This is a genomic window from Desulfobacterales bacterium (assembly GCA_030066985.1).
In the GTDB taxonomy this organism is placed as follows: Bacteria; Desulfobacterota; Desulfobacteria; order Desulfobacterales; family JAHEIW01; genus JAHEIW01.
Genome location: JASJAN010000024.1, coordinates 1 through 21,813 on the forward strand (window position 1 = coordinate 1; position 21,813 = coordinate 21,813).

Below are 21,813 nucleotides of genomic sequence, written 5' to 3' on the forward strand. Positions count from 1 at the left end.
ACCCACCACAGTGGTATGCGTAAATACGCGGATACGATCGTTTTGTTCAACCTGTTGGGCCACCTGCCGCGCGCGTTGCGCCAGAGACGTGCCGTTGCCGCTGTCGGTGGTGCGGTAGTCAAAAAATCCGCCCAGCCACGGTCGGGTTTCCAGCAGAATCACCCGCAGTCCCTGCTCGGCCGCTGCCAGGGCTGCCGACATACCCGCCGGGCCTCCGCCAATAACACACACATCCGCTGCGGGATAAATTTCATCATAGCGACCAGGCATTTGAAAGTCGGGCGTAATTTTGCCCAGCCCGGCAGCCTTGCGAACCTGTTTGAGCGCAATCGGCCAGATACGGGCCGGTTTGTGCATGGTGCGGTAATAAAAGCCCGCCGGCATGGCCCAGTCCAAACTGTCCAAAAAGCCTTTCATATCCCATTCAGGTGAGCCCGAGACATTCTGGGGTTCAAGCTGCATACCGTCTGCCAGCAGCGTGGTCTCCGTGCAGACATTGGGGGTGCCGTCAACCTGCATGCAGGTGTTGCTGCTTTCACCATCCAGGCTGTAAAGCCCGCGCGGGCGATGATATTTTAGACTGCGCGAAAAGATGCGGATGCCGTTGGCATACAGGGCCGAGGCCACCGTATCTCCGCTCAACCCTTTAAGCTTTTTTTTGCGGTACCTAAATTCCAGGGTTTTTTCTGGATGAATTCGCAGGGTGGGCAGGTTTTCCAGCCTTTTCATGATTGCGCCTCCGGTTCGTCCACCTCAAGGTTACAGGTTGTATCACGGTAAGTGGTAAACCATACACCACAACCATCTTTATGGCACCACCACTCTTTTTGGATGCCGGCCACACATTTGTTCATGTGCACATATTCGCACCAGGCCTGCGGCGTTAGATCCGCTTCATCGGGCCGAGGTCCCTTTTCCTCTCCGCCATAGCGGAATTCATATCCGTTACGTTTGCCGCACACGGGGCAGGTCAGGGTTAATGCCATCTTGTCTTCTCCTTAAGTGAGCTAAAGTTAGAGAGCTATCTTACTACTTGAAACCTGAATTTGTATGAAAATAGATGAGAAATAAAAATGACTCTCATCCGATTTAGTATATAAACAAAAATTATCGTTCTCCATTTTAGTTTGAAGCTATCGTAATCAAATAAATAAGATTCTCATCTATTTTCATACAAATTCAGGTTTTAGTTATCTGGTGTATAGTTTACCAGCGCTGCCGTTTCCCCCATTAGCCGATTTTGTTCGAATCGGTTCAGGCTGAAAGGTTTGAGCCTCTCAGGGCAATTCCCGCTGGCCATGAATTGCGCCATATATTTCCCGGTGGCCGCACAGGATTTGAAACCGAAATATCCCCAGCCACAATCCATATAATAGCCTTCGATCAGGTTGTTGCCATCCATGATCGGCGCCATATCCGGGGTCATGTCCGCCAGCCCGCCCCAGTGGCGCATAAACTTGACCCCGCGCAGACAGGGCAGCATCTCTGAGAGGGCTTCGGCCTGATGCTTGATGTAATAGGCAGTGGTCTGGGTGGTGTAATTAGGCCAGGCGTCCATGTGGGCGCCGGTGGCGATTTCACCTTTCAGCGTTTGATTGGCGTAGCAATGATAGGTGCCGGATGACACCACATGGTCTAAAATCGGCTTCAGCGGCTGGGTGACCATGGCCTGAATGGTCAGGACACTGATCGGCAGCTTGATGCCCAGCATCTGATAGGACAGCGCCGCAGAATATCCGCCGGCGGCATTTAACACCCGCGGCGTTTTAATGCGGCCTTTGTCGGTTTCAACAGAAACTATTTTTTCGTTTTCAACGCCGATACCGGTCACTTCGGTTTGCTGGTGAATATGAACGCCGTGTTTGGCGGCCCCTTTTGCCAAGCCCCACACAATGGCATCATGGCGTAAAATGCCGCCCGGCGGATGGTACATGGCACCGAAAATTGGATAGGTGATGTCCTTTGAAATATTCAGGGCCGGTACCAGCTCCTTGCACTGTTTGGCATCGACCAGATGGCTCTCAACTCCGTGGAACTGTGCGGTGGCCACGTTCATGCGCGCCGAATTCATGGCGGCTTCGCTGTGCATAAGGTTCAGATTGCCACAGTTAAAAAACATCAAATTGTAATCAAGCTCTTTGGTGAGAATCGGCCACAGTTCAAGGGCTTCTTTGTACAGCGGGACATTTTGCTGGGTCCGTTGGTTGGCGCGCACAATGGCCGTATTGCGCCCTGAGCCGCCAAAACCCAGAAAGCGCTTTTCAATGACGGCCACATCCTTAATACCATGATCCCGGGCCAGGAAGTAAGCCGCGGCCAGGCCATGCAGCCCACCGCCGATGATCACGGCATCATAGCTTGACTTAAGCGCAGCCTGATCTCCCCAAAGGCGTTTGGATTTTCGCAACATAGCAGTTCAGTCCTCATATTAAATTTGATGAAATGGTGGTTGTCCAATGATAGTTTTGGAAGGTATGACAATGAAACAAAAGATGTCAAGTAAAAAAATGCCATCAAAACACATTTTTTACAAAAATCCTTGACAAAAGCAATGATACACTTGATATTACATGATATTTAGAGCTTCTTATTTTTTGGAGTCTTAACTTTTATAAATCCTTTGTGAAATTTTTCTTTCATTTTAAATGTTTCTTTCATCATTTAGCAAATAATGTGTGACCCTTTAAAGGGCAAGGACCAACAAAATGCCAGACCCGGCCAATCGACTGACCATGAAAAGCATTGTTGAGCAGCACCCTTCTCTGACGCCCAAAGCGCGCATTCTGGGTGAATATATTGTCAATCATCCGCGTAAGGCGGTCTTTATGACCACCAAAGAATTGGCCAATACCTGCCAGGTCAGCGAGGCCACCGTTGTTCGCTTTGTAAGCCAGCTGGGCTATGAAGGGTACGGTGCCTTTCAGCAGGCGCTGCGGGATTTTGTCGACCGGGAATTGACCATGCTCGAACGCGCTGATCTGGCAGCAACTGCCGGCGAAGGCATGGACCGCCTTCGGCAGGTCGTGTCTGAAGAAATGGATAATCTTAAGCAATTTTTCGAGACTGTTGATTTGACCACCCTACAAAAAGCGATCGATTATCTCAGCCAAAGCCCGGCCGTGTATATCATCGGCTCACGTGTCTCTTATACTTTTGCCTACTATCTGGGCTGGTCGCTGACAAAAGTCAGGTCCGGGGTCCACATTTTAAAGGGCAGCGACAGCACCGCAATTGACTGGTTGACCATTTCCGAACCCGACAGTTTGGTGGTCATTATCGCCACCTCCCGCTATCCCAACGAACTGATTCGATTGGGCCGAACGGCACGCCATCTGGATCGAAAGCTGCTGGTGATTACCGACAGCTCCCTTTGCCCGCTGACCCAATTTGCCCATCTGAGCCTTGTGGCGCCGGCTAAAAACATCCCTTTCATTGGCAGTCCGACCACCATTGCCTGTATCATCAACTATCTGGTGCTCGAAATGGCCTCCCAGGACGGCAATCGACTCAAAGAGCATCAAGGAAAACTCGAACAGGCTTACCGCGAAAATGATGTCTTGTTCAACCTTCGCCGAGATGAAATATTGCCATGACGGATCGTACTGCAAAAAACACAAGGCCACAACCGCTGCAGCTGGAGGATGTCGATTATTTAAAAGTTTTTACAGATTTCGATGAGGGCGTCATCATGGCCGATACCGCCGGTGTGATCGTTTACTACAATGACGCCATGGCTAAAATCGACGATCTGGATCCGAGCTATCCGGTGGGTAAAAAAATCACCGAGGTTTACGATTTAACCGAGGAAACCTCTGTGATCATGGAGTGCCTCAAAACCAGTCATCCGATCATCAATCGCCATTTCTTCTACCGCACCCGTATGGGAAAGGTGGCCAATACCATTCACCGTGCCTTTCCGCTTTTCAGAGAAGGACGTCTGACCGGCGCTATCTGCCTGGTAAAAGACTATAACGTGCTGGAGGAAACCCTTTCCTCGGTGGCGATTCCCGAAAAGGAATCCAATCTCAAAAATGGCACCAACTATACCTTTGGCGACATTATCGGTGAAAACCCGACTTTTCTTAGAGCAGTCAATACCGCTGTGATGGCGGCCAACTCCCCATCGCCGGTCATGCTGTATGGTGAAACCGGAACCGGCAAAGAACTACTGGCCCAATCTATCCATAACCATAGCGCCCGCAACGAACGACGGTATATTCCGGTTAATTGTGCAGCCATTCCGGAAAACCTGCTCGAAGGCATTTTGTTCGGAACATCCAAAGGTGCCTTTACCGGGGCCATGAACAAGCCAGGTCTTTTTGAGCGCGCCAGCGGCGGCACCCTTTTTCTGGATGAAGTCAATGCCATGTCCATTAACCTGCAAGCCAAAATCCTGAGGGTTCTGCAGGAAAAAAGAGTTCGTCGAGTGGGCGCATTAAAAGAAGTCGATATTGATCTGAAGATTATCAGTTCGGTCAATCAGGAGCCCCACCGCGCCATCGAAGCCGGTACTTTGCGACCAGACCTATTTTACCGGCTTGGCGTGGTCTTCATTGCCATTCCGCCCCTGCGAGAAAAGCGTGATGATATTGAAAAGCTGATTCGACATTTTTTAGATAAACACAGCCGCGCATTGGGCAAAGGCATCCCCCGTATATCTCCCGAGGTACTGGCGCTTTTCGATCGCTACCCCTGGCCCGGCAATGTGCGTGAGCTGGAGCACGTCATAGAAAGTGCGATGAACATGGTCCAACCCAATGAAGTCATATCCTTTAATCATCTCCACGGGCATTTCAGCGCTCAATTTGAAAATTGGCCTTCTGAGGGGCGTGCACCGGCAATCCCGCTAACAGAGATTTCCGGCCACCCAGCCGCAGATTCCAAAAGGATCCCTGCCCAACAACTTGCCTCCAGCGTTGCCTCAAAAAGCCTTATGGAGATCCGGTCAGAAGGCGAAAAAACTGCGATTATCAATGCGCTGATCAACGCCAATGGCAATGTTTCCAAGGCCGCCGGTAGCATTGGCATTTCCAGACAACTGCTGCATTATAAAATGAAAAAATACCATCTGAATCGAGCCGATTTCTGTTAGCCGGAAGGTCTTGGCTCGCGCGGTGATGTTTCAGATTGGTACGCTATTTGCTGTGAATACGAGTGAAGATATCCACTGCGGGCCTTTTCAATTAAAGTCCGCCTGCCTCGAGGGGGGGCAAGTTCCAGCGCATTCGTCTTTTATCAAATTTCCCGTTTGATGTTTCGTCCGAACCGCTAGCGACGATGTCGCCAAACCTGCATTTCAGCGCTTTGATGAGCCGCCATCGAACCACCCTGAGAGGTTCAATCCCAATAGTTGGATCAGCCCACAAATAGGAGGAAAGACCATGTATGATCGCATGCCGACCTTAACCCAGGAGCAAATGACCAAAATCCATGATGCTGCCATCAATATCCTTTCCAGTGTCGGGGTGGCTTTTAATGAATCAGAATCCTTAGATATCTTTGCGAAAGCCAATTTTAAAGTTGATGGTAAGACGGTCTTTTTTTCAGAAAACGATGTGGCCCGGGCGTTGGAATCGGCGCCGCAGCACTTTAGCATTACGGCCCGCAATCCGGCCAAAAGCATCGCGGTGGGAGACGATGATTTTGCTTTCGCACCCGGCTATGGGGCGCCGTTTATCATCACACCTGAAGGCCAGAAACGAGAGTCCACCATGGAAGATTATGACAATTTCTGCAAACTGGTACAGACGTCCAAATACATTGATATGAACGGGTTCATGATGGTGGAACCGTCTGATATCCCCCCAGAGACGGCTCATCTGGATATGCTATTATCCAGCATTGTTCTATGTGATAAACCGTTTATGGGTAGCCCGGTCTCCAAGAAAGGCGCCCGGGATGCCATCGAAATGGCCGGTCTGGTGTGGGGCGGTAAAGATCAGATTAAGGACACGCCGGTTATGGTTTCATTGATCAACTCCTTATCTCCGCTGCAGTTCTCGGAAGAAATGGCCGGTTCGCTGATCGAACTGGCGCGCTACGGACAGCCATGTGTTCTGGCCTCACTGGCCATGGCCGGGGCCTCCGGCCCTGTTGAGCTGGCGGGTATTCTGGCCATGCAAAATGCTGAAATCTTGGCCGGTTTGATATTGGCCCAGCTGGTCAGACCGGGTGCCCCCATCATCTACGGCTCCACCTCGTCACCCATGGATATGCGCACGGGCGGGTTATCTATTGGCGCTCCGGAACTGTCGATGCTGGTGTCCTGTACCGCGCAGATGGCACGCTTTTACAACCTGCCCAGTCGCAGCGGCGGGGGGCTGACGGATGCCAACTTTCCTGATGCCCAGGCCGGCGTTCAATCCGCAATGGCGCTGATCACCGCAGCGCGCAACGGTATCAATTTTGTCCTGCACGCCTGCGGAATTTTAAGCGCTTATGTCGCCATGAGCTATGAGAAATTTATCATCGATGAAGAACTTTGCGGAACGGTAAAAAAACTCATCCAATCCATTGACATTAATGATGAATCCATTGACCTGGAAACCATCAAAGAAGTCGGCATCGGTGGCAATTATTTGACCCAGCCCAAAACCTTTGAACTATGCCGCACGGCCTTTTTTCTGCCCGAATTGATGACCGTGCAGGATTATGACAGTTGGCAGGGCGCCGGCGGCAAACGCGCCGATGAGCGCGCCTCGGATGTGTTACATAAACGCTTGGCCAATTACGAAAAACCGGATATCGATTCGGCTATCGAGTCGGAATTATCCGAGTATGTGACGCGCCGCAAAGCCGGCTAAAGATCATTCATCGATCGGAAAAAAGAAAACTATTTTTACAAATTGACAAAAGATTTTTCTATTTGTCAAAAAATTTTAACATTTATGACAATCAATCCTGGCATGTGACGGTGTTTTAAATGTGGGCGTCAGGTGGCGGCAAAACCGATTTGGCTAGCGGATATTGTTCTGATATTATTATATAAAATTATTCTTGCCAAACATCATTATTCATGCTTTAAAAACGATCGGTAACCTATTTAAATACTAAATATAATTCATTTTTTTTGGTATGTTTGTTGCTCTTGTAACACGATGGGGGGTTCTTTAATACCTACCGGTAAGAACATTTACACCAAAGGAGATAAAATCCCATGAAAACACAGGCGAGAGTTGTTGTGATCGGTGGTGGTGCCATCGGTACCAGCGTTCTGTATCATTTGGCCAAATACGGTTGGCAGGATGTTGTACTGGTGGAGAAGCATGAATTGACTTCCGGTTCAACCTGGTTGGCCGCTGGTAATTGCTCTTTTTATCATTCCAGTTATTATTGCACCCTGGTCAACATGAAAAGCATTGAGCTTTATCAAGAGCTGGAAGAAGAGACCGGTCAAACCACCGGCTGGCACACCACTGGATCCATTCGCACCGCGGATAACCCGGATCGCATGGATGAATTGGGCTATTATTACAGCATGAACCGCTGTCTGGGGCTGGACGTGCAGAAAGTCAGTCCGCAAGAGATTGCCGAACTGCATCCGTTGATGCACGTGGAAGGTCTGCTGGGGGGGCTTTACTGGCCTGACGATGGTGACGTGGATCCCAGCGGCATGTGTCAGGCGATGGCGATCGGCGCCAAAAAGAACGGGGCTGAAATTTACACCCATACCCAGGTGACCGGTATCAGCCAAAAGCCCAACGACGAGTGGGTCGTCCATACCGACAAGGGGGATATCACCTGTGAAGCCGTGGTTAATGCCGGGGGCTTATGGGCACCGGAAGTGTCGGCCATGGTGGGTGTCGAGATTCCCTCCATTGCCATTGAGCATACCCATGTTCTTTTTGAGGCCATTGGTGCCGTCGAAGAACGGGAGCGCATGCTGCCTCTGGTGCGCGATCCGGACCGCTCGATTTACATACGCCAGGAAATGGACAGCCTGATCCTCGGTATGTATGAGAAAGTTGGAAAGCAGTGGTTTCCGGAAGGCGTTCCCTGGGATTATGCTCAAACCGAGCTGCCCGAGGATATCGAAAATGTGGCCGAAAACATTGAACACGGCATCTTTCGCTTTCCGATTTTAGGAGAAACCGGCTTTAAGCACGTCACCGTCGGCCCCATTACTTACACACCCAACGGCGACCCTTTGGTAGGGCCAGCCTATCCGTTGAAAAACTTTTTCCAGGCCTGTGGTTACAGCTTCGGCATTACACAGGCTGGCGGTATCGGTCACTACCTGGCCGGCTGGATCATGGAAGGCGAGCCCGAGATCGACATGTGGCACGTCGACAGCCGCCGTTTCGGTTCTTACGCCAACTGGGCCTATAACCATGAAAAAATCGCCGATACCTATCCGCGCCTGTACAGCATATTTTTCCCAAACGAATGGCGCGATGCCGCCCGACCCAACCGCACCAGCCCTATTTACGAATATCAGAAAGACGCCGGCGCTGTCTTTGGTGACTATTACGGCTGGGAGTGCCCCAATTATTTTACCAGCGATGAAGCCGACAACTACGAAACCCCCAGCTGGCGACGATCCAATGCCTTCAAGCATGTGGCTGAGGAGTGCCAGCATGTAATGAAACATGTCGGCCTGTTGGATCTCACCCGTTTTGCCAAAACCAAAATCAGCGGACCTGGCGCCGAAGACTGGCTCAACCGCTTGACTTGCCAGCGAGTGCCCACCCAGGATGGCCGTATCGCGCTGGCCCCGGTGCTGGACAAAAATGGCGCTTTTAAGACCGATATGACCATCACCAGAATCAAAGAAGGCCAATATTTTTGTGTGACCGCCAGCTTAGGCAAACGCCACGACCAGCACTGGTTGATATTGAATTTGCCCGAAGACGGTTCGGTCCAGATGAACGACCTCACCTACAAGCTGGGCTGTTTTGTTATCGCCGGCCCCCAGAGTCGCAACCTCCTAACAAAAATTTCTCATGGCGATATCACCAACGAGGCCATGCCCTTTGTCACCAGCAAAGAAATTTTTGTGGGTCGGGTTAAGTGCCGCGTGAATCGCATGAACTACGTCGGCGAACTGGGGTATGAAATTTTCCATCCCATCGAAAGCCAGATTGCCGTGTTCCAGACCTTGATGGAAGCCGGAGCGGAATTTGAGTTGAAAATGTTTGGCATGCATGCCATGGACTCCATGCGCCTGGAAAAAGGCTATATGGCCTGGAAATCAGAAATGAACGTTCATCACTCGCCGCTGGAAACCAACCTGGCCTGGGCGGTTAAATGGGACAAGGATTTTATCGGCAAAGCGGCGCTGGAAAAAATCAAAGCTGAAGGGGTCAAACAACAGCTAGTGTGTATGGTGGTGGATGCTGAAGATTCCGATCCATGGGGCTACAATCCCATTTTTAATGGTCAGGAGCAGGTCGGCATGACCTCATCCGGCGGCTATGGTCACCGGGTGGAAAAAAGCATTGCTTTCGGTTATGTGCCACCCGACTTAACCGCGCCCGGCACTCAGCTGACGGTTGAAATATTGGGTGATCAGCGGCCGGCCGAAGTTGTGGCCATGCCGCTATATGATCCCACCAACGAGAAAATGAAGGCCTGATACACTATTGTTAACCGCATTAACAAAAGGATGAGATAATGCAGATCTATGTGTGTGTAAAACATGTTCCGGATACCGCGGCGACCATCACTGTCGTCGATGAGGCCGGTTATAACGACACGGCCTGCAAGTTCATTATCAACCCGTATGATGAATACGCCGTGGAGGAGGCCGTTCAAAGGGTCGAAAAAGCCGGCAGCGGTGAAGTGGTTGTGGTCACCGTGGGTCCTGAAGCGGCAGTTTCAACTATGCGAGCGGCCATGGCCATGGGAGCCCATCGGGGTATCCACGTCAAGATACAAAGTCAGTTTTTAGACAGCACACTGACAAGTCTGGCGCTTAAAGCCGCTATCGAGCAGGACGGAACGCCGAATATGATCTTTACCGGTCGAAACGCCGTGGACACTGAAGGTTTCCAAACCCAGTATCGCCTGGCGGCAGCCATGAACCTGCCGGTGGTTAGCGAAGTCGTCAACCTTGATATCAATGACGGTCAGGCGACCGTCGAACGCGAGGTCGGCGGCGGAACTCGGGAAAAAATGGAGATGAAGCTGCCCTGCATTATCGGTGCCACCAAGGGTCTAAACGAACCGCGCTATCCAAAGTTTCCGGATATTATGAAAGCCAAAAAAAAAGAGATCAAAGAAGTGGAATTTGATCAACTGGGCTTGGATACATCCTTTGACCAAACCGAGCTGCTAAAGCTCGAAGCGGTCCCTGAAAGATCCAGCGCTCAGGTCATGCAGGGCTCAGTACGCGAGCAGGTGATCGAACTGGTTCGGATTCTTAAAGAGGATGACAAAGTCCTTTGAATCAGGAGAATATTTTCTGTTTAAGGGAAGTTAAATATAGGAGACAATTCAGATGGCCAAAATAGGTGTGTTCATCGAAACGGACAAAGATGAAATCAAAAAGACAAATTTCGGTCCCATCACTGCTGCGCGAGACGGCGGCAAAAATGAGGTGGTGGCATTACTATTGGGTGTCGATGCCGACTCGGTAAAAGATATCCTGGCTGAATATGGCGCCCAGAAAATTGTGCAGGTAACCGTCGACGGAGCGGACCTCTCATCCAGCCCGGATTTGCAGGCACGTGCCCTGGCGGATGTCATTCAGCATTTTGCCCTGGACGGACTGATCGGTTTGGCCAGCGCTAAGGGACGCGACGTGTTTGCGCGCTTAAGCGCCCTGTTAAACGTTACTCTGGCATCAGATTGTGTGGGCATCAATTTTGAGGACAAGACCGTCCGCAAGTCCCACTTCTCGGGCAAAACCATCGCCACCATTAAACTCAAATCGGATCTGTTGCTATGCGCCCTGCGGCCAAATGTAATTGAAGCCGAAAAAGCCCCCACAGATGCGCAAGTCGAAAACTACGCCGCCAACGCGCAGGATCCGGGTTTGGTCAATTTATTGGAGGTCACAAAAGGGGACACTTCCAAAATGGACCTCACCGAGGCCGACGTCATCATCACCGGCGGCCGTCCTATCGATGCGGCCGAGAACTACAAAATGCTTGAAGAATGTGCCGAACTGTTGGGTGCTGCCGTGGGCGCCTCCCGCGCGGCCGTGGATGCTGGGTTTGCACCGCACTCCATGCAGGTGGGCCAGACAGGAAAAACTGTCAGCCCGAGACTGTATATCGGCTGCGGCCTGTCGGGCTCAGTTCAGCATTTTGCCGGCATGAAAACGTCAAAAGTTATTGTGGCGATCAATACCGACAAAGATGCCCCTATTTTTCAAAAATGTGATTACGGTATTATTGCAGACATGTTCGAAGTGGTGCCGGTGCTCACGGAAGTTTTACGGGAGCAAGGCGGCAAATAAAAAAGGTTTCAGGTGTCAGGTTTCGGGTGTCAGGGAACATACGACTGAAATCAGAAAGCAAAGCAAGCATGTGGTCATTATGGCCACTAAGTAACAAAAGCGCGAAACGGGACACCGAAGACCTGACACCTGACACCTGAAACCCGCTTTTGAGGGACACCCGACACCTGTGTTCCTTAAAAAGAAGAAATGAAAGACGCAAATCCAGTAAAACTTTCGGTCTGAAGAATTATCGAGGAACAATAGATGCAAACATATGTGACCATTAAATCCATTGTCATCGCGCTGGCCCTGATCGGCGCATTTGGCTATTTCTTTGTACTTGCAGCACGTTTGTATCGCCTGATGCGATCGGTTGAGGGACAAACGGACTTTACGATTGATCGGATCGGTGAGCGGGTTAAGGTTTTTTTTACCGATGTACTGGGTCAATCCAACGTTCGCCGCAAGCCGCTGATCGGCACAGCGCATATGCTGATATTTTTTGGGTTTTTAGCTATCCAACCCCATTCACTGATGCTCATGATCCAGGGGGTCTTTCCCGCTTTTGAGCCGGGCCATGCCATCCCGACCATTTACCGCGTGTATTTGTTTGTGGCCGATATCCTGGCCGCTCTGGTTCTGGTGGGATTTGCCTATGCCCTCTATCGGCGGGTAGTCGTGCGTCCCAGCTATCTATCCATGGGCTCGGATGCCAATCTGATCATCCTGTTTACCTGCGTTATCGTGATCACATTTCATTTGATTAATGCTTTTTTAAGCCTTATGCCGGCAGCGGGATCCTTCAGTTATGCTGGCGCGTTTCCGGTATCTGAAAGGCTGGTGCCGCTGTTTAATCTGCAAAGCCTCTCACCGGCAGGTCTTCAAACCGGTTATGAGATCAGTTACTGGATCCACATCGCCACGATTCTGGGCTTTCTGATTTACATCCCCGGTTCCAAACATCTGCATTTGCTGGCAGCCGTCCCCAATGTCTTTTTAAAACGCCTGGATCTGCCCAAAGCAATGGTTAAAACAGATATTGAAGATGAGGAGGCGGAAACCTTTGGGCTGGGTAAAGTGAGCGAACTGAATTGGAAAAACGTCCTCAATCTTTACGCCTGCACTGAATGCGGACGCTGTGAAGAGCAATGTCCTGCCAGCTGCACCGACAAACCGCTTTCGCCCAAAAATGTGATCCATGATTTTAAAGTTGATTTATTGGCCCAGGCAGATGCCATCATGGCCCAAAACTTCGAAAAAATTGAACCGATTGTGCGGGAGGGGTCCCCTATTACCGGAGACGTCATCTGGTCGTGCACCACCTGTCGCGGCTGTGAAGATATCTGTCCGGTAAACATCGAACAGCTTGATTTTATCCTTGAAACGCGCAAGCACCGCGTGCTCATGGAGGCGGATTTCCCACCGGAAATGCAGGAAACCTTCACCAACCTTGAAAACCAATTCAACCCGTGGGGCTTCAGCAGCGACAGCCGCGCCGATTGGTCTAAAGGCATGGATGTACCCCTGATGGCGGACAAGCCGGACGCCGAATTGCTTTGGTTTGTCGGCTGTTCCGGATCCTTTGACGACCGTGGCAAAAAAATTGCCCAGGCCATGGCCCGGGTGCTGCAAAAAGCCGGTGTCAACTTTGCCATTCTGGGGCCGGAGGAGGCCTGCAACGGGGATGTGGCCCGCCGGGCCGGCAATGAATATATCGCTCAGATGCTGATGATGCAGAATGTCGAGGTGCTTAATCAGTACAAACCGAAAAAGATTCTGACCGGCTGCCCTCACTGTTACAACATGATTAAAAACGAATACCCCCAATTCGATGCCAACTATGCCGTGGTACACCATACCGAGTTGCTGCTGGAACTGTTTCAACAGGACCGTTTAAAGGTATCCAACGGTCACCTGGCGGAGCTGGCCTATCACGACTCGTGTTATCTGGGACGCTGGAATGGCATTTATCAGGCGCCCCGGGATTTACTGTCTTCCATAAACGGCGGTGCAAAACCAATAGAAATGCCTCGATCCGGGTCTAAAGGATTTTGCTGTGGCGCCGGCGGCGCTCGAATGTTTATGGAAGAAACCATCGGCAAACGCATCAATGAAGAGCGGGCCGAAGAAATAATCGCCACCGGCGCAAAAACCGTTGCAGTGGCCTGTCCGTTTTGTACCACCATGCTCAGAGACGGCATCCTGGAAAAAGAATCGGAGGTGCAGGTCAAGGACGTCGTCGAAATGATTGACGAGGCTACTTCCTGAGTAGAAATGACATTGTAAATAGGTCAAAAGTTTTGTACAAGCCACTAATGTTGCGTCCCGGAAATCGTTAATAAATTAAGCGCGCGTTGCCGGTCATGTAGTTTTCTGAGAAACCACGCTAACCGCCATCACATTGGTGCTAAATCAATAAGGTAGAGATTAAATCCCGTTCGCCGGGAGCAAAGGGGGACACATGATTATCGTGGGGGAGTTGATAAACGCCAGCCGTAAGCAAATTGCCGCGGCCATCGAGAACCAGGATACGGCCACCATTCAAACCATTGCCAAAGATCAGCATGAAAATGGAGCAGATTACATAGATGTCAATGCAGGTGTTTTTGTTGGCAAGGAATCCGAATATTTACAATGGCTCACTGAAACCGTGCAGGCGGCTATAGAGACACCATGCTGCATCGACAGCCCTGACCCCAAGGCAATTGAGGCCGCACTGACTGTCCACAAAGGCACCCCCATGATCAATTCTATCTCACTGGAAAAGGAGCGATATGAAGCGCTGTTGCCGATTGTCGCCGGTACGGATTTTAAGGTTGTGGCGCTTTGTATGAGCGATAAAGGCATGCCACAAACGACCGATGAGCGTATGGAGATCGCAAACGAGTTGGTCAATAACCTGGTTAAAAATAATGTGCCTGTGGAAAATATCTACGTTGATCCCCTGGTCCAACCGCTTTCCACGAATAACACCTTTGGGGTTGAATTTTTAAATTCGATTGAAAGCATTATAAAAACATTTCCCGGGATTCACACGGTTTGTGGACTTTCGAATATCTCTTTCGGATTGCCCGAACGCAAATTTTTAAACCAGACGTTTATGGTAATGGCCATTACCAAGGGATTAGACGGGGCCATCGTCAATCCTTTGGACCAAAAAATGATGGCCAACATCATTGCAGCTGAGGCATTGGCCGGCAACGACGAATGGTGTTCCGCTTACCTGGAGGCATACCGAGCCCAAAAGTTTGAATATTAGGATTCACGTTATCTATTTCTGCTGTTAATTAAATAAAAGCGCTTTCAAAAAAAGGAGGCACAAATCATGAGTGAACTGCTTGGGAAAATGGCTGAGTCTTTGATTGCCGGTAACATCGATGACGTGGTGAACATGACCAAAGAAGCCCTGGATGCGGGAACAGCACCGGCAGATATATTGGATCAGGGGCTTTTGGCAGGCATGGATGTTGTGGGACAGCGCTTTAAGGCCGAAGAAATGTTCATTCCCGAAGTATTGCGGTGTGCCAAGTGCATGCACGGTGCCATGGAAATTTTGCGCCCCTTACTGGCAGAGACCGGGGCAGAGTCCATTGGTACGCTGATCATCGGCACGGTAAAAGGCGACCTGCATGACATCGGCAAGAATCTGGTGGGGATGATGTTTGAGGGAGCCGGCTTTAATGTTGTGGACCTGGGCATCGATAAAGAACCACAGGTGTTTGTGGATGCCATCAAAGAACACGATGCCAGACTCATCGGGATGTCGGCCCTGTTGACCACCACCATGCCGAAGATGGGCGAAACCATCAATGCGATCAAAGAAGCGGGGGTGCGTGATCAAGTCAAAATCTTAATCGGCGGCGCTCCGATAACTGCTGCATTTGCCGAAGAAATTGGTGCCGATGGCTATGCGTCAAACGCAGCCAGCGCAGTTGAAAAGGGAAAAGAGTTGATCGGTCTATAGTTTGCCGCCGGTTATCGAGATCCAAATAAAAGAGTTTTCGGTCGAATTTCTACCGGCAATCAAGATGAGCGGTGCAATTCAGAACGAGAACAAACAGATCACGTGTCTCATCAGACCAACGGATCTGTGCAATCCGATGTCGACGAGCCGGCCGGATCAAAACACTGATCTGGTCGGCTCTCATTTTAGGTTGAGCCCGTTTGTCCGGTTGGGCCCGTTGAGTCCGCCCCCGGCGGATTAGGCCCGTTAACAAGGGATATCTATCTTACTTTGATTGCCGGCTAACGGGACAACGGGCAAACGGGCTTAACCGATGACGGAGGACGTCTGGCTTGAAAAAAAAGGGATGGTGGTCACCAGCCGGTTTGGTACTTTTTCTGACATGGCTTTTCTTCGGATTGTACTATATGAACCGGTTCAATTTCTCCCCCATGATTCCCCTCCTGAAAGCGGATCTCAATATATCAAATGCCCAAGCCGGCTGGTTAATGGCGCTATTTTTTATCACCTATACCATTTTTCAACTGCCGGCAGGCTATCTGGCTGATCGTTTCGGTCCACGCAAAATTATATCAGGTGGTGCGCTGATCTCGATCATCGGCAACCTGATTTTCAGCCAAGGGTCGACTTTCCTGGTCCTTTCCATAGGGCAGTGTGTCAACGGCTTTGGTCAGGCTATGGGTTGGACGTCGGCTCTTAAATTGATTGTCAGCTGGTTCCCACGGTCAAAACGCGGCACCGCCATCGGGTTATTTGCCACCTGTGTTACTGGAGGCAGCAGTGCCGGCATTCGGCTTTCCGGATACCTGGGTGATCATTTCGGCTGGCAGAGCGCTTTTATCGTGCCACCGGCATTGATGGCCGCGGCTCTTCTGGTCTTTTGGATATTCGTCAGAGACCATCCCGCTGAAAAAGGGTTAGCTGGTTTTGATGACGAGATTGAGCTCGAGCAAAGGATTGATAATGACCCCAGGTCGCGCTTGATGGTGGTTTTAAGCAATCGTATGCTCTGGGTGATTGCTCTGGTTTATTTTTGTTTTGTCTATGTGCAGTTCGGCTGCCTGGTCTGGATTCCGGCTTTTTTGCAGGAAAGCTACGCCATGACGGTTGACCGCGCGAGCACAATTGCCGCTCTGGTTCTGCTACCAGGCGTTTTTGCTTCGCCGCTCGCCGGTTTTCTATCAGACCATTATTTTGGGGGAAGGCGCAAACCGCTGCTCCTTTTGGGCATGGCGCTGTTAACAGGCGCGACATTTTTGCTGTCTCTGGGGGTTAGTCTCATTTTGGCGACAAGTCTGCTGGCAGTGGTCGGGTTAATGATTATCATGCCGGACATTCTGTTGGCCGCCTTTCCTTCGGATATTTTGTCGCGTAAATTAGCGGCCACGGGTATGGGTTTTTTGACAACCTTCACGAGCATGGCGGGGATCATCACCACCCCGCTTTCCGGTAAGATCGTGGATGTCTTTCAATCGTACGGAGCGGTTTTTCTCTCATTTGCCATTGCCGCTCTGGCGGGAACCATTTTGACCTTATTTATTCGGGAGAAAAAATTTCACCCCAACACATAAAAGGAGGCAAGCAAATGCATCTCCAGCGACCCGAGTTATATTTTAAACCCAAAATGCAGGTAATCAATGATGCTCAAATCAAACAAATTCACATGGCCACCCTCGAGGTCTTGGAACGCACCGGTATTAAAATGACCCATCCCCGCGGCCTGGAACTGCTGGACGGCGCCGGGGCCAAGGTGGACGGCGACCGCGTGCGGATCCCCGCCTGGCTGGTCGAAGATGCCATCCGCAAGGCGCCCTCCCGGGTGGTGCTCGGCAAACGCAATGGGGAACGTTCCGTCATTCTGGAAGGCGATAAATCCTGGTTTGGACCCAGCCTCGATTGCCTGGACTACCTGGACCCCCTGACCGATGAACGCACGCAATTTACCAGCGAGCATTGCCGCATCACCGCTACTTTAGCCGACGCCCTGCCGAATTTTCAGTGGTCCATGACCATCGGCATGGCCGCCGATCAGCCGGCCGAGATCGCCGATAAGGTCATTGCACGGCAAGCGCTGACCTATTGTGAAAAACCGCTGGTGTTTTGCTGCAATGATGCCGAAAGCGAGCGTGCCATTTATGAAATGGCCCTTCTGATTTGCGGCGGAAAAGAAAATTTTGACAAAGCGCCGACCATTGTTCAATACTCCGAGCCCATTTCACCGCTGGAGTATTATGATCCTGCGGTTGAAAAGATGCTTTTTACGGTTGAGAACGGCATCCCGTTGATCAATTTCCCGGCGCCTCAGGCCTGCGGTTCAGGTCCGGCGACCTTCGCCGGTACGGTGGTTCAGGGCAGTGCCGAATCCCTGAGCGGACTGGTTCTGGCGCAAGCTGCCCGCCCTGGCGCCCCTTTTATTTACGGTGCGTTTGCCACCATCATGGACATGCAAACAACGATTTTTTCCTATGGCGCCCCGGAATTGAGCATAATGGTCGGTGCGCTGGCGCAGATGGCACAGTATTACGAGCTGCCCTTCTTCGGCACCGCCGGTTGTTCAGATGCTAAATTCCCTGACGCCCAGGCCGCCACCGAAGCTGCACTGCAGATTTTCAGCTCCGCGGCCATCGGATCCAGCCTGGTCCATGACTGCAGCAGCTGGCTGGACCACGGATCACTCGTATCGCCCGCCTTTATGGTACTGGTCAACGAAATATTGCATAATGTCAATCAGTTCATGAAGGGGCTGCCGGTCACCGACGAAACCCTGGCCCTGGATGTGATTGATCGGGTGGGCCCCGGTGGCCACTACCTGCAAGATGACCATACCTTAAGCCATTTCAAGGATGTGCGCTACTCGAAGCTCTTTGAGCGCATGGTCTATGACCAGTGGAAAGAGGCAGGTGCGAAACGCTTTGAAGACCGGCTGCGCGAATTGACCCAAAAAGCCATGGAGCACCAGCCGGCACCGTTGGCGCCGGAAGTGGTCAAAGAGATCGATCAAATGCAAAAATCCTGGAAGTAGATAGGTGTAAAACTCAGATTGTAAAAGTTTTGCATGAAAGGAGAACCGGCAATGCAAATCAACGCGCTTTTAGGCAGCGCCAGGAAGAAAGGGAATACCGCAACTGTTCTGGGATGGGTAGAGGAAGAACTCAAATCACTGGGCCACGAGGTGGAACGAATCTACCTCAATAACAAGTCTATCGGGGGCTGTTTGGGATGTAACAAATGTCTGGAGAAACCCGATGGGATTGGTTGTGTGCAAAAGGACGATGCGATCGACATTATGGAACGAATGATCACTTCCGAAGCAGTCCTGTATGCTTCTCCGATCTATTTTTGGGGCTTTTCGGCCCAAATGAAAGCGCTTATCGACCGGGGCTACGCTATGGTTACCAACTACCGCAAACCGGGATGGACTTCTTTATTGAAAGGGAAACGCATCGGCCTACTGGTTACAGGGGAGGTCCAATACGAGCAGAACGCCGAAGGTATGTTTATGGCTTTCGATCGGCTTGTGGGCTATTATTTAGCCAAAAAATCGGGTGAATTGTATGTCGGTGGGTGCGGCATACACCCAGGGTTACCGGAAGGGGTCAAGGATAAAGCCATAGAACTGGCTCGATCTCTGGTAAGCTGAACCATTCCATCAGATTTCTTAAAAGAAAGCGTGGATTTCTGGCTTCCACGCTTTTTATTTATATGATTAGAAAACATGTTGTGGAGATGGAATGATGCATGGGTTGGCATCCGCCTGCGGCAGACTAATAATTTATTTAGCTGTCGTCCAATTCAATTTGATCGATCACCGCCAGGCTACATTCGCACCCGTTCGCTTTTGGGGTCATAGGGGGGCTCCAGATGAATTTTAATGGGATACATCTGGCCTTCGATATTGATTTCATACTTGCCGGAGGTTATCCATTCATCCGAAATGCCACCTGTTTTTTTTAGGTAGCACATGCCGATGGCACCATTGAGCACGTGCGAATATGATCCGTGGGTGTTTTCACTGACCAGCTCTCCGTTGCGGTAAATCGGCTCATCATGATAAATCAGCGGCTCGGGGTCTTCCAGCGTAAATATGACCAGCTTGCGCTCCAGCGGGGCTTTAAGCTGCTTTGCCAGTGCATCACGGCCGATGAAATTTTCTTTGTCCATTTTGACGCAAAATCCCAACCCCGCTTCAAAAGGGCTGTCGTCCGATGTAATGTCGGCGCCCCAGTGCTTGTAGCCCTTCTCCAGGCGCAGCGAGTCGAGCGCATGCAGTCCCACCAGTTTCAGGTCGAATTTCTCGCCGGCTTCTACCAAGGCATCAAACACATTGGTTGAAAATTCGGTCGGGATGTAAAGCTCCCATCCCAACTCACCAACAAATGACATTCGCACCGCCAGCGGTCGCGCATCAGCCAAGTCGATTTCCCGGGCGGTGGCAAAAGGAAAGGCCTCGTTGGATAGATCGGCATCGGTCAACTCTGCCAACAAGTCTCTGGCTTTCGGCCCCATAACCGCCAGCATGGTGAAACCGGAGGTCACATCGGTCAAAACCGCGTGAGTATCCTCATGGATGTGGCGCTGGATCCGGTCAAAATCCCGCGGCCCGGTTGCCCCCGGTGAGACGATAAAATATTTATCCGGCGCCAGACGGGTCAACGTGATATCGGCTTCGATGCCGCCCCTTTCATTTAGCATCTGGGTATAGACGACTTTGCCGACCGGCACATCCACCTCATTGGCACACAGGGTCTGCACCACCTGCATCGCATCGCGACCCTGAAGCAAAAAGTTGGCCATCGACGACAGGTCGTAAACACCGACATTTTCACGGATGGCCATGTGCTCGGCAGCCGAATATTCGAACCAGTTCTGTCGTCCCCAGGCATATTCATATTCAGCTTTGACGCCTTCAGGTGCAAACCAGTTGGCCCGCTCCCAGCCGGCCACAACCCCAAAGCAGGCGCCACGGGCTGCCAGGCGGTCGTGAAACGGTGTACAGCGAACATTGCGAGAGGTTTTGGGCTGTTTATACGGCCAGTGATCGGCATAAAGATTGCCGACCGCCTCGATGGTGCGGTTATACAGATAGCGGTGATTGGACTGCCAGGAATAAAAGCGCCGAATATCAACCGACGACAAATCTTCCTCCGGATAGCCCTGAACGATCCACTGCGCCAACGCGCGTCCGGCACCGCCGGCACTGGTGATTCCCACTGAATTCATTCCGGCGGCCACAAAAAAGTTTTTCACCCCGGGGGCCTCTCCGAGCATATAGGCGGTATCGGGTGTAAAGCTTTCGGGAACGGTGGTTAAGCTGATGATTTCGGCATCTTCAAAGGCGGGCACGCGCTTGATGGCATTGTTCATAAAAATCTCGCACTGGTCCCAGTCCTCCTGCAGCTGGGTATAGGCAAAATCTTCCGGTATTCCCTCCATGCCCCAGGGTTTGGCCACTGGCTCGAATCCGCCCATGAGCAAACCGCCCATTTCTTCTTTGATATAGATATAGCCGTCCATATCCCGCAAATAGGGCATGCCTTTGTAAGTGCCTTCAATCGGATTGGTGGCAAGGTGCATATGCTCAGCCGCAAGTAGTGGAATGCTGACACCCACTATCTTGCCGACCTCTCGCGCCCACATACCTGCACAATTGACCAGATATTCACAGGCGATGTCCCCCTGATCGGTGCTGACACCGGCAATGGCACCTTTTTTAAGATGGATGTCGGTTACCTTGACCTGTTCAATCAGCTTGGCCCCACCCATGCGGGCACCCTTGGCCAGTGCCTGGGTTGTGTCTTCCGGATTGGCGAAGCCGTCATTGGGCTGAAACCAGGCCGCCACAAGATCATCAGTGTGGAGAAGCGGAAACAGTTTTTTAGTCTCTTCCAGACTGATTTCTTCCATCTCGATGCCAAATGCGTGCGCCATGGCCATCGAACGCGAAAATTCACTTTTACGTGCTTCGGTCTGCGCCACACGAATGGATCCTGGACGCTGGTAGCCGGTGGGCTGCCCCGTCTCTTCTTCCAGACTCGAATATAGATCCGCTCCGTAAACCGCCAGCTTGGTCAAGGCGCTGGTCGACCACAGCTGCCCCATAAGACCGGCTGCCGCCCAGGAGGTACCGGATGCAATCGTTTTACGCTCTAGCAGCACCACGTCTTTCCAGCCAAGTTTACAGAGATGGTAGGCAACACTGCAGCCAACAATACCGCCACCGATGATAACGACTTGAGCTTGGGTGGGTATTTTTGCGGGCATATTTTCCTCCACGTTGTTGTTTGTCTAGTAAGGTGTTCTCTATATAATTATAAAATCCGGATCAACATTATTCGCCGTCTTATTTAAAACACCAACAAATTAAATTCCAAATTCCAAGCACCAAATTGCAAATAAAACTCAAATCTCAATTATTAAATGACCAAAACAGGTTTGAAATTTTGAATTTCGGTCATTGGGATTTGTT

At 51.0% G+C, this 21,813-nt stretch carries 16 protein-coding genes; 12 read left to right on the forward strand and 4 right to left on the reverse strand.

What is annotated here, in order from left to right; translation table 11 throughout:
* From QNJ26_13405 to QNJ26_13415, 3 genes are all read right to left on the reverse strand, one after another.
* Positions 1-729, reverse strand: a 729-nt coding sequence (locus QNJ26_13405; GenBank protein ID MDJ0986532.1) for an FAD-dependent oxidoreductase, incomplete at its 3' end; no start/stop codon positions are given.
* A complete protein-coding gene (locus QNJ26_13410; GenBank protein MDJ0986533.1) occupies positions 726-986 on the reverse strand; it encodes a sarcosine oxidase subunit delta in 261 nt (86 codons plus the stop codon). The genes QNJ26_13405 and QNJ26_13410, both read right to left, overlap by 4 nt.
* Before the next feature lie 200 nt (positions 987-1,186).
* Positions 1,187-2,410 (reverse strand): FAD-dependent oxidoreductase, encoded by a 1,224-nt coding sequence (locus QNJ26_13415; protein MDJ0986534.1) that lies wholly within the window; start codon positions 2,408-2,410, stop codon positions 1,187-1,189.
* 295 nt (positions 2,411-2,705) lie between these two features.
* Between QNJ26_13415 and QNJ26_13420 the strand changes: the two genes are divergently transcribed.
* The 12 genes from QNJ26_13420 (at position 2,706) to QNJ26_13475 (ending at position 18,987) form a co-directional block, all read left to right on the forward strand.
* Positions 2,706-3,593 carry a MurR/RpiR family transcriptional regulator gene (locus QNJ26_13420; GenBank protein MDJ0986535.1) on the forward strand — a complete coding sequence of 296 codons (888 nt, stop codon included), beginning with the start codon at positions 2,706-2,708 and terminating at the stop codon, positions 3,591-3,593.
* Entirely contained in the window at positions 3,590-5,092 is a 1,503-nt protein-coding gene (locus tag QNJ26_13425; protein MDJ0986536.1) for a sigma 54-interacting transcriptional regulator, read from the forward strand. The genes QNJ26_13420 and QNJ26_13425 overlap by 4 nt, the downstream gene beginning before the upstream one ends.
* Before the next feature lie 289 nt (positions 5,093-5,381).
* Positions 5,382-6,803 (forward strand): trimethylamine methyltransferase family protein, encoded by a 1,422-nt coding sequence (locus QNJ26_13430; GenBank protein ID MDJ0986537.1) that lies wholly within the window; start codon positions 5,382-5,384, stop codon positions 6,801-6,803.
* 353 nt (positions 6,804-7,156) lie between these two features.
* On the forward strand, positions 7,157-9,574 hold the full coding sequence (locus tag QNJ26_13435; protein ID MDJ0986538.1) for an FAD-dependent oxidoreductase: 2,418 nt from the start codon (positions 7,157-7,159) through the stop codon (positions 9,572-9,574).
* A gap of 38 nt (positions 9,575-9,612) precedes the next feature.
* Positions 9,613-10,386, forward strand: a complete 774-nt coding sequence (locus QNJ26_13440) for an electron transfer flavoprotein subunit beta/FixA family protein (GenBank protein MDJ0986539.1) — start codon at positions 9,613-9,615, stop codon at positions 10,384-10,386.
* Positions 10,387-10,438: 52 nt separating this feature from the next.
* Positions 10,439-11,401 carry an electron transfer flavoprotein subunit alpha/FixB family protein gene (locus QNJ26_13445; GenBank protein MDJ0986540.1) on the forward strand — a complete coding sequence of 321 codons (963 nt, stop codon included), beginning with the start codon at positions 10,439-10,441 and terminating at the stop codon, positions 11,399-11,401.
* Between the two features lie 246 nt (positions 11,402-11,647).
* A complete protein-coding gene (locus QNJ26_13450) occupies positions 11,648-13,651 on the forward strand; it encodes a (Fe-S)-binding protein (GenBank protein MDJ0986541.1) in 2,004 nt (667 codons plus the stop codon).
* A gap of 193 nt (positions 13,652-13,844) precedes the next feature.
* Positions 13,845-14,642, forward strand: a complete 798-nt coding sequence (locus tag QNJ26_13455; protein ID MDJ0986542.1) for a methyltetrahydrofolate cobalamin methyltransferase — start codon at positions 13,845-13,847, stop codon at positions 14,640-14,642.
* A gap of 66 nt (positions 14,643-14,708) precedes the next feature.
* A complete protein-coding gene (locus QNJ26_13460) occupies positions 14,709-15,347 on the forward strand; it encodes a corrinoid protein (protein ID MDJ0986543.1) in 639 nt (212 codons plus the stop codon).
* 332 nt (positions 15,348-15,679) lie between these two features.
* Positions 15,680-16,918 carry an MFS transporter gene (locus QNJ26_13465; protein ID MDJ0986544.1) on the forward strand — a complete coding sequence of 413 codons (1,239 nt, stop codon included), beginning with the start codon at positions 15,680-15,682 and terminating at the stop codon, positions 16,916-16,918.
* Between the two features lie 14 nt (positions 16,919-16,932).
* Entirely contained in the window at positions 16,933-18,369 is a 1,437-nt protein-coding gene (locus QNJ26_13470; protein MDJ0986545.1) for a trimethylamine methyltransferase family protein, read from the forward strand.
* 51 nt (positions 18,370-18,420) lie between these two features.
* On the forward strand, positions 18,421-18,987 hold the full coding sequence (locus tag QNJ26_13475) for a flavodoxin family protein (protein ID MDJ0986546.1): 567 nt from the start codon (positions 18,421-18,423) through the stop codon (positions 18,985-18,987).
* A 176-nt stretch (positions 18,988-19,163) separates the two neighbouring features.
* Here QNJ26_13475 and QNJ26_13480 read toward each other — a convergent pair whose 3' ends face one another.
* Entirely contained in the window at positions 19,164-21,608 is a 2,445-nt protein-coding gene (locus QNJ26_13480) for an FAD-dependent oxidoreductase (GenBank protein MDJ0986547.1), read from the reverse strand.
* Positions 21,609-21,813 lie beyond the last annotated feature (205 nt).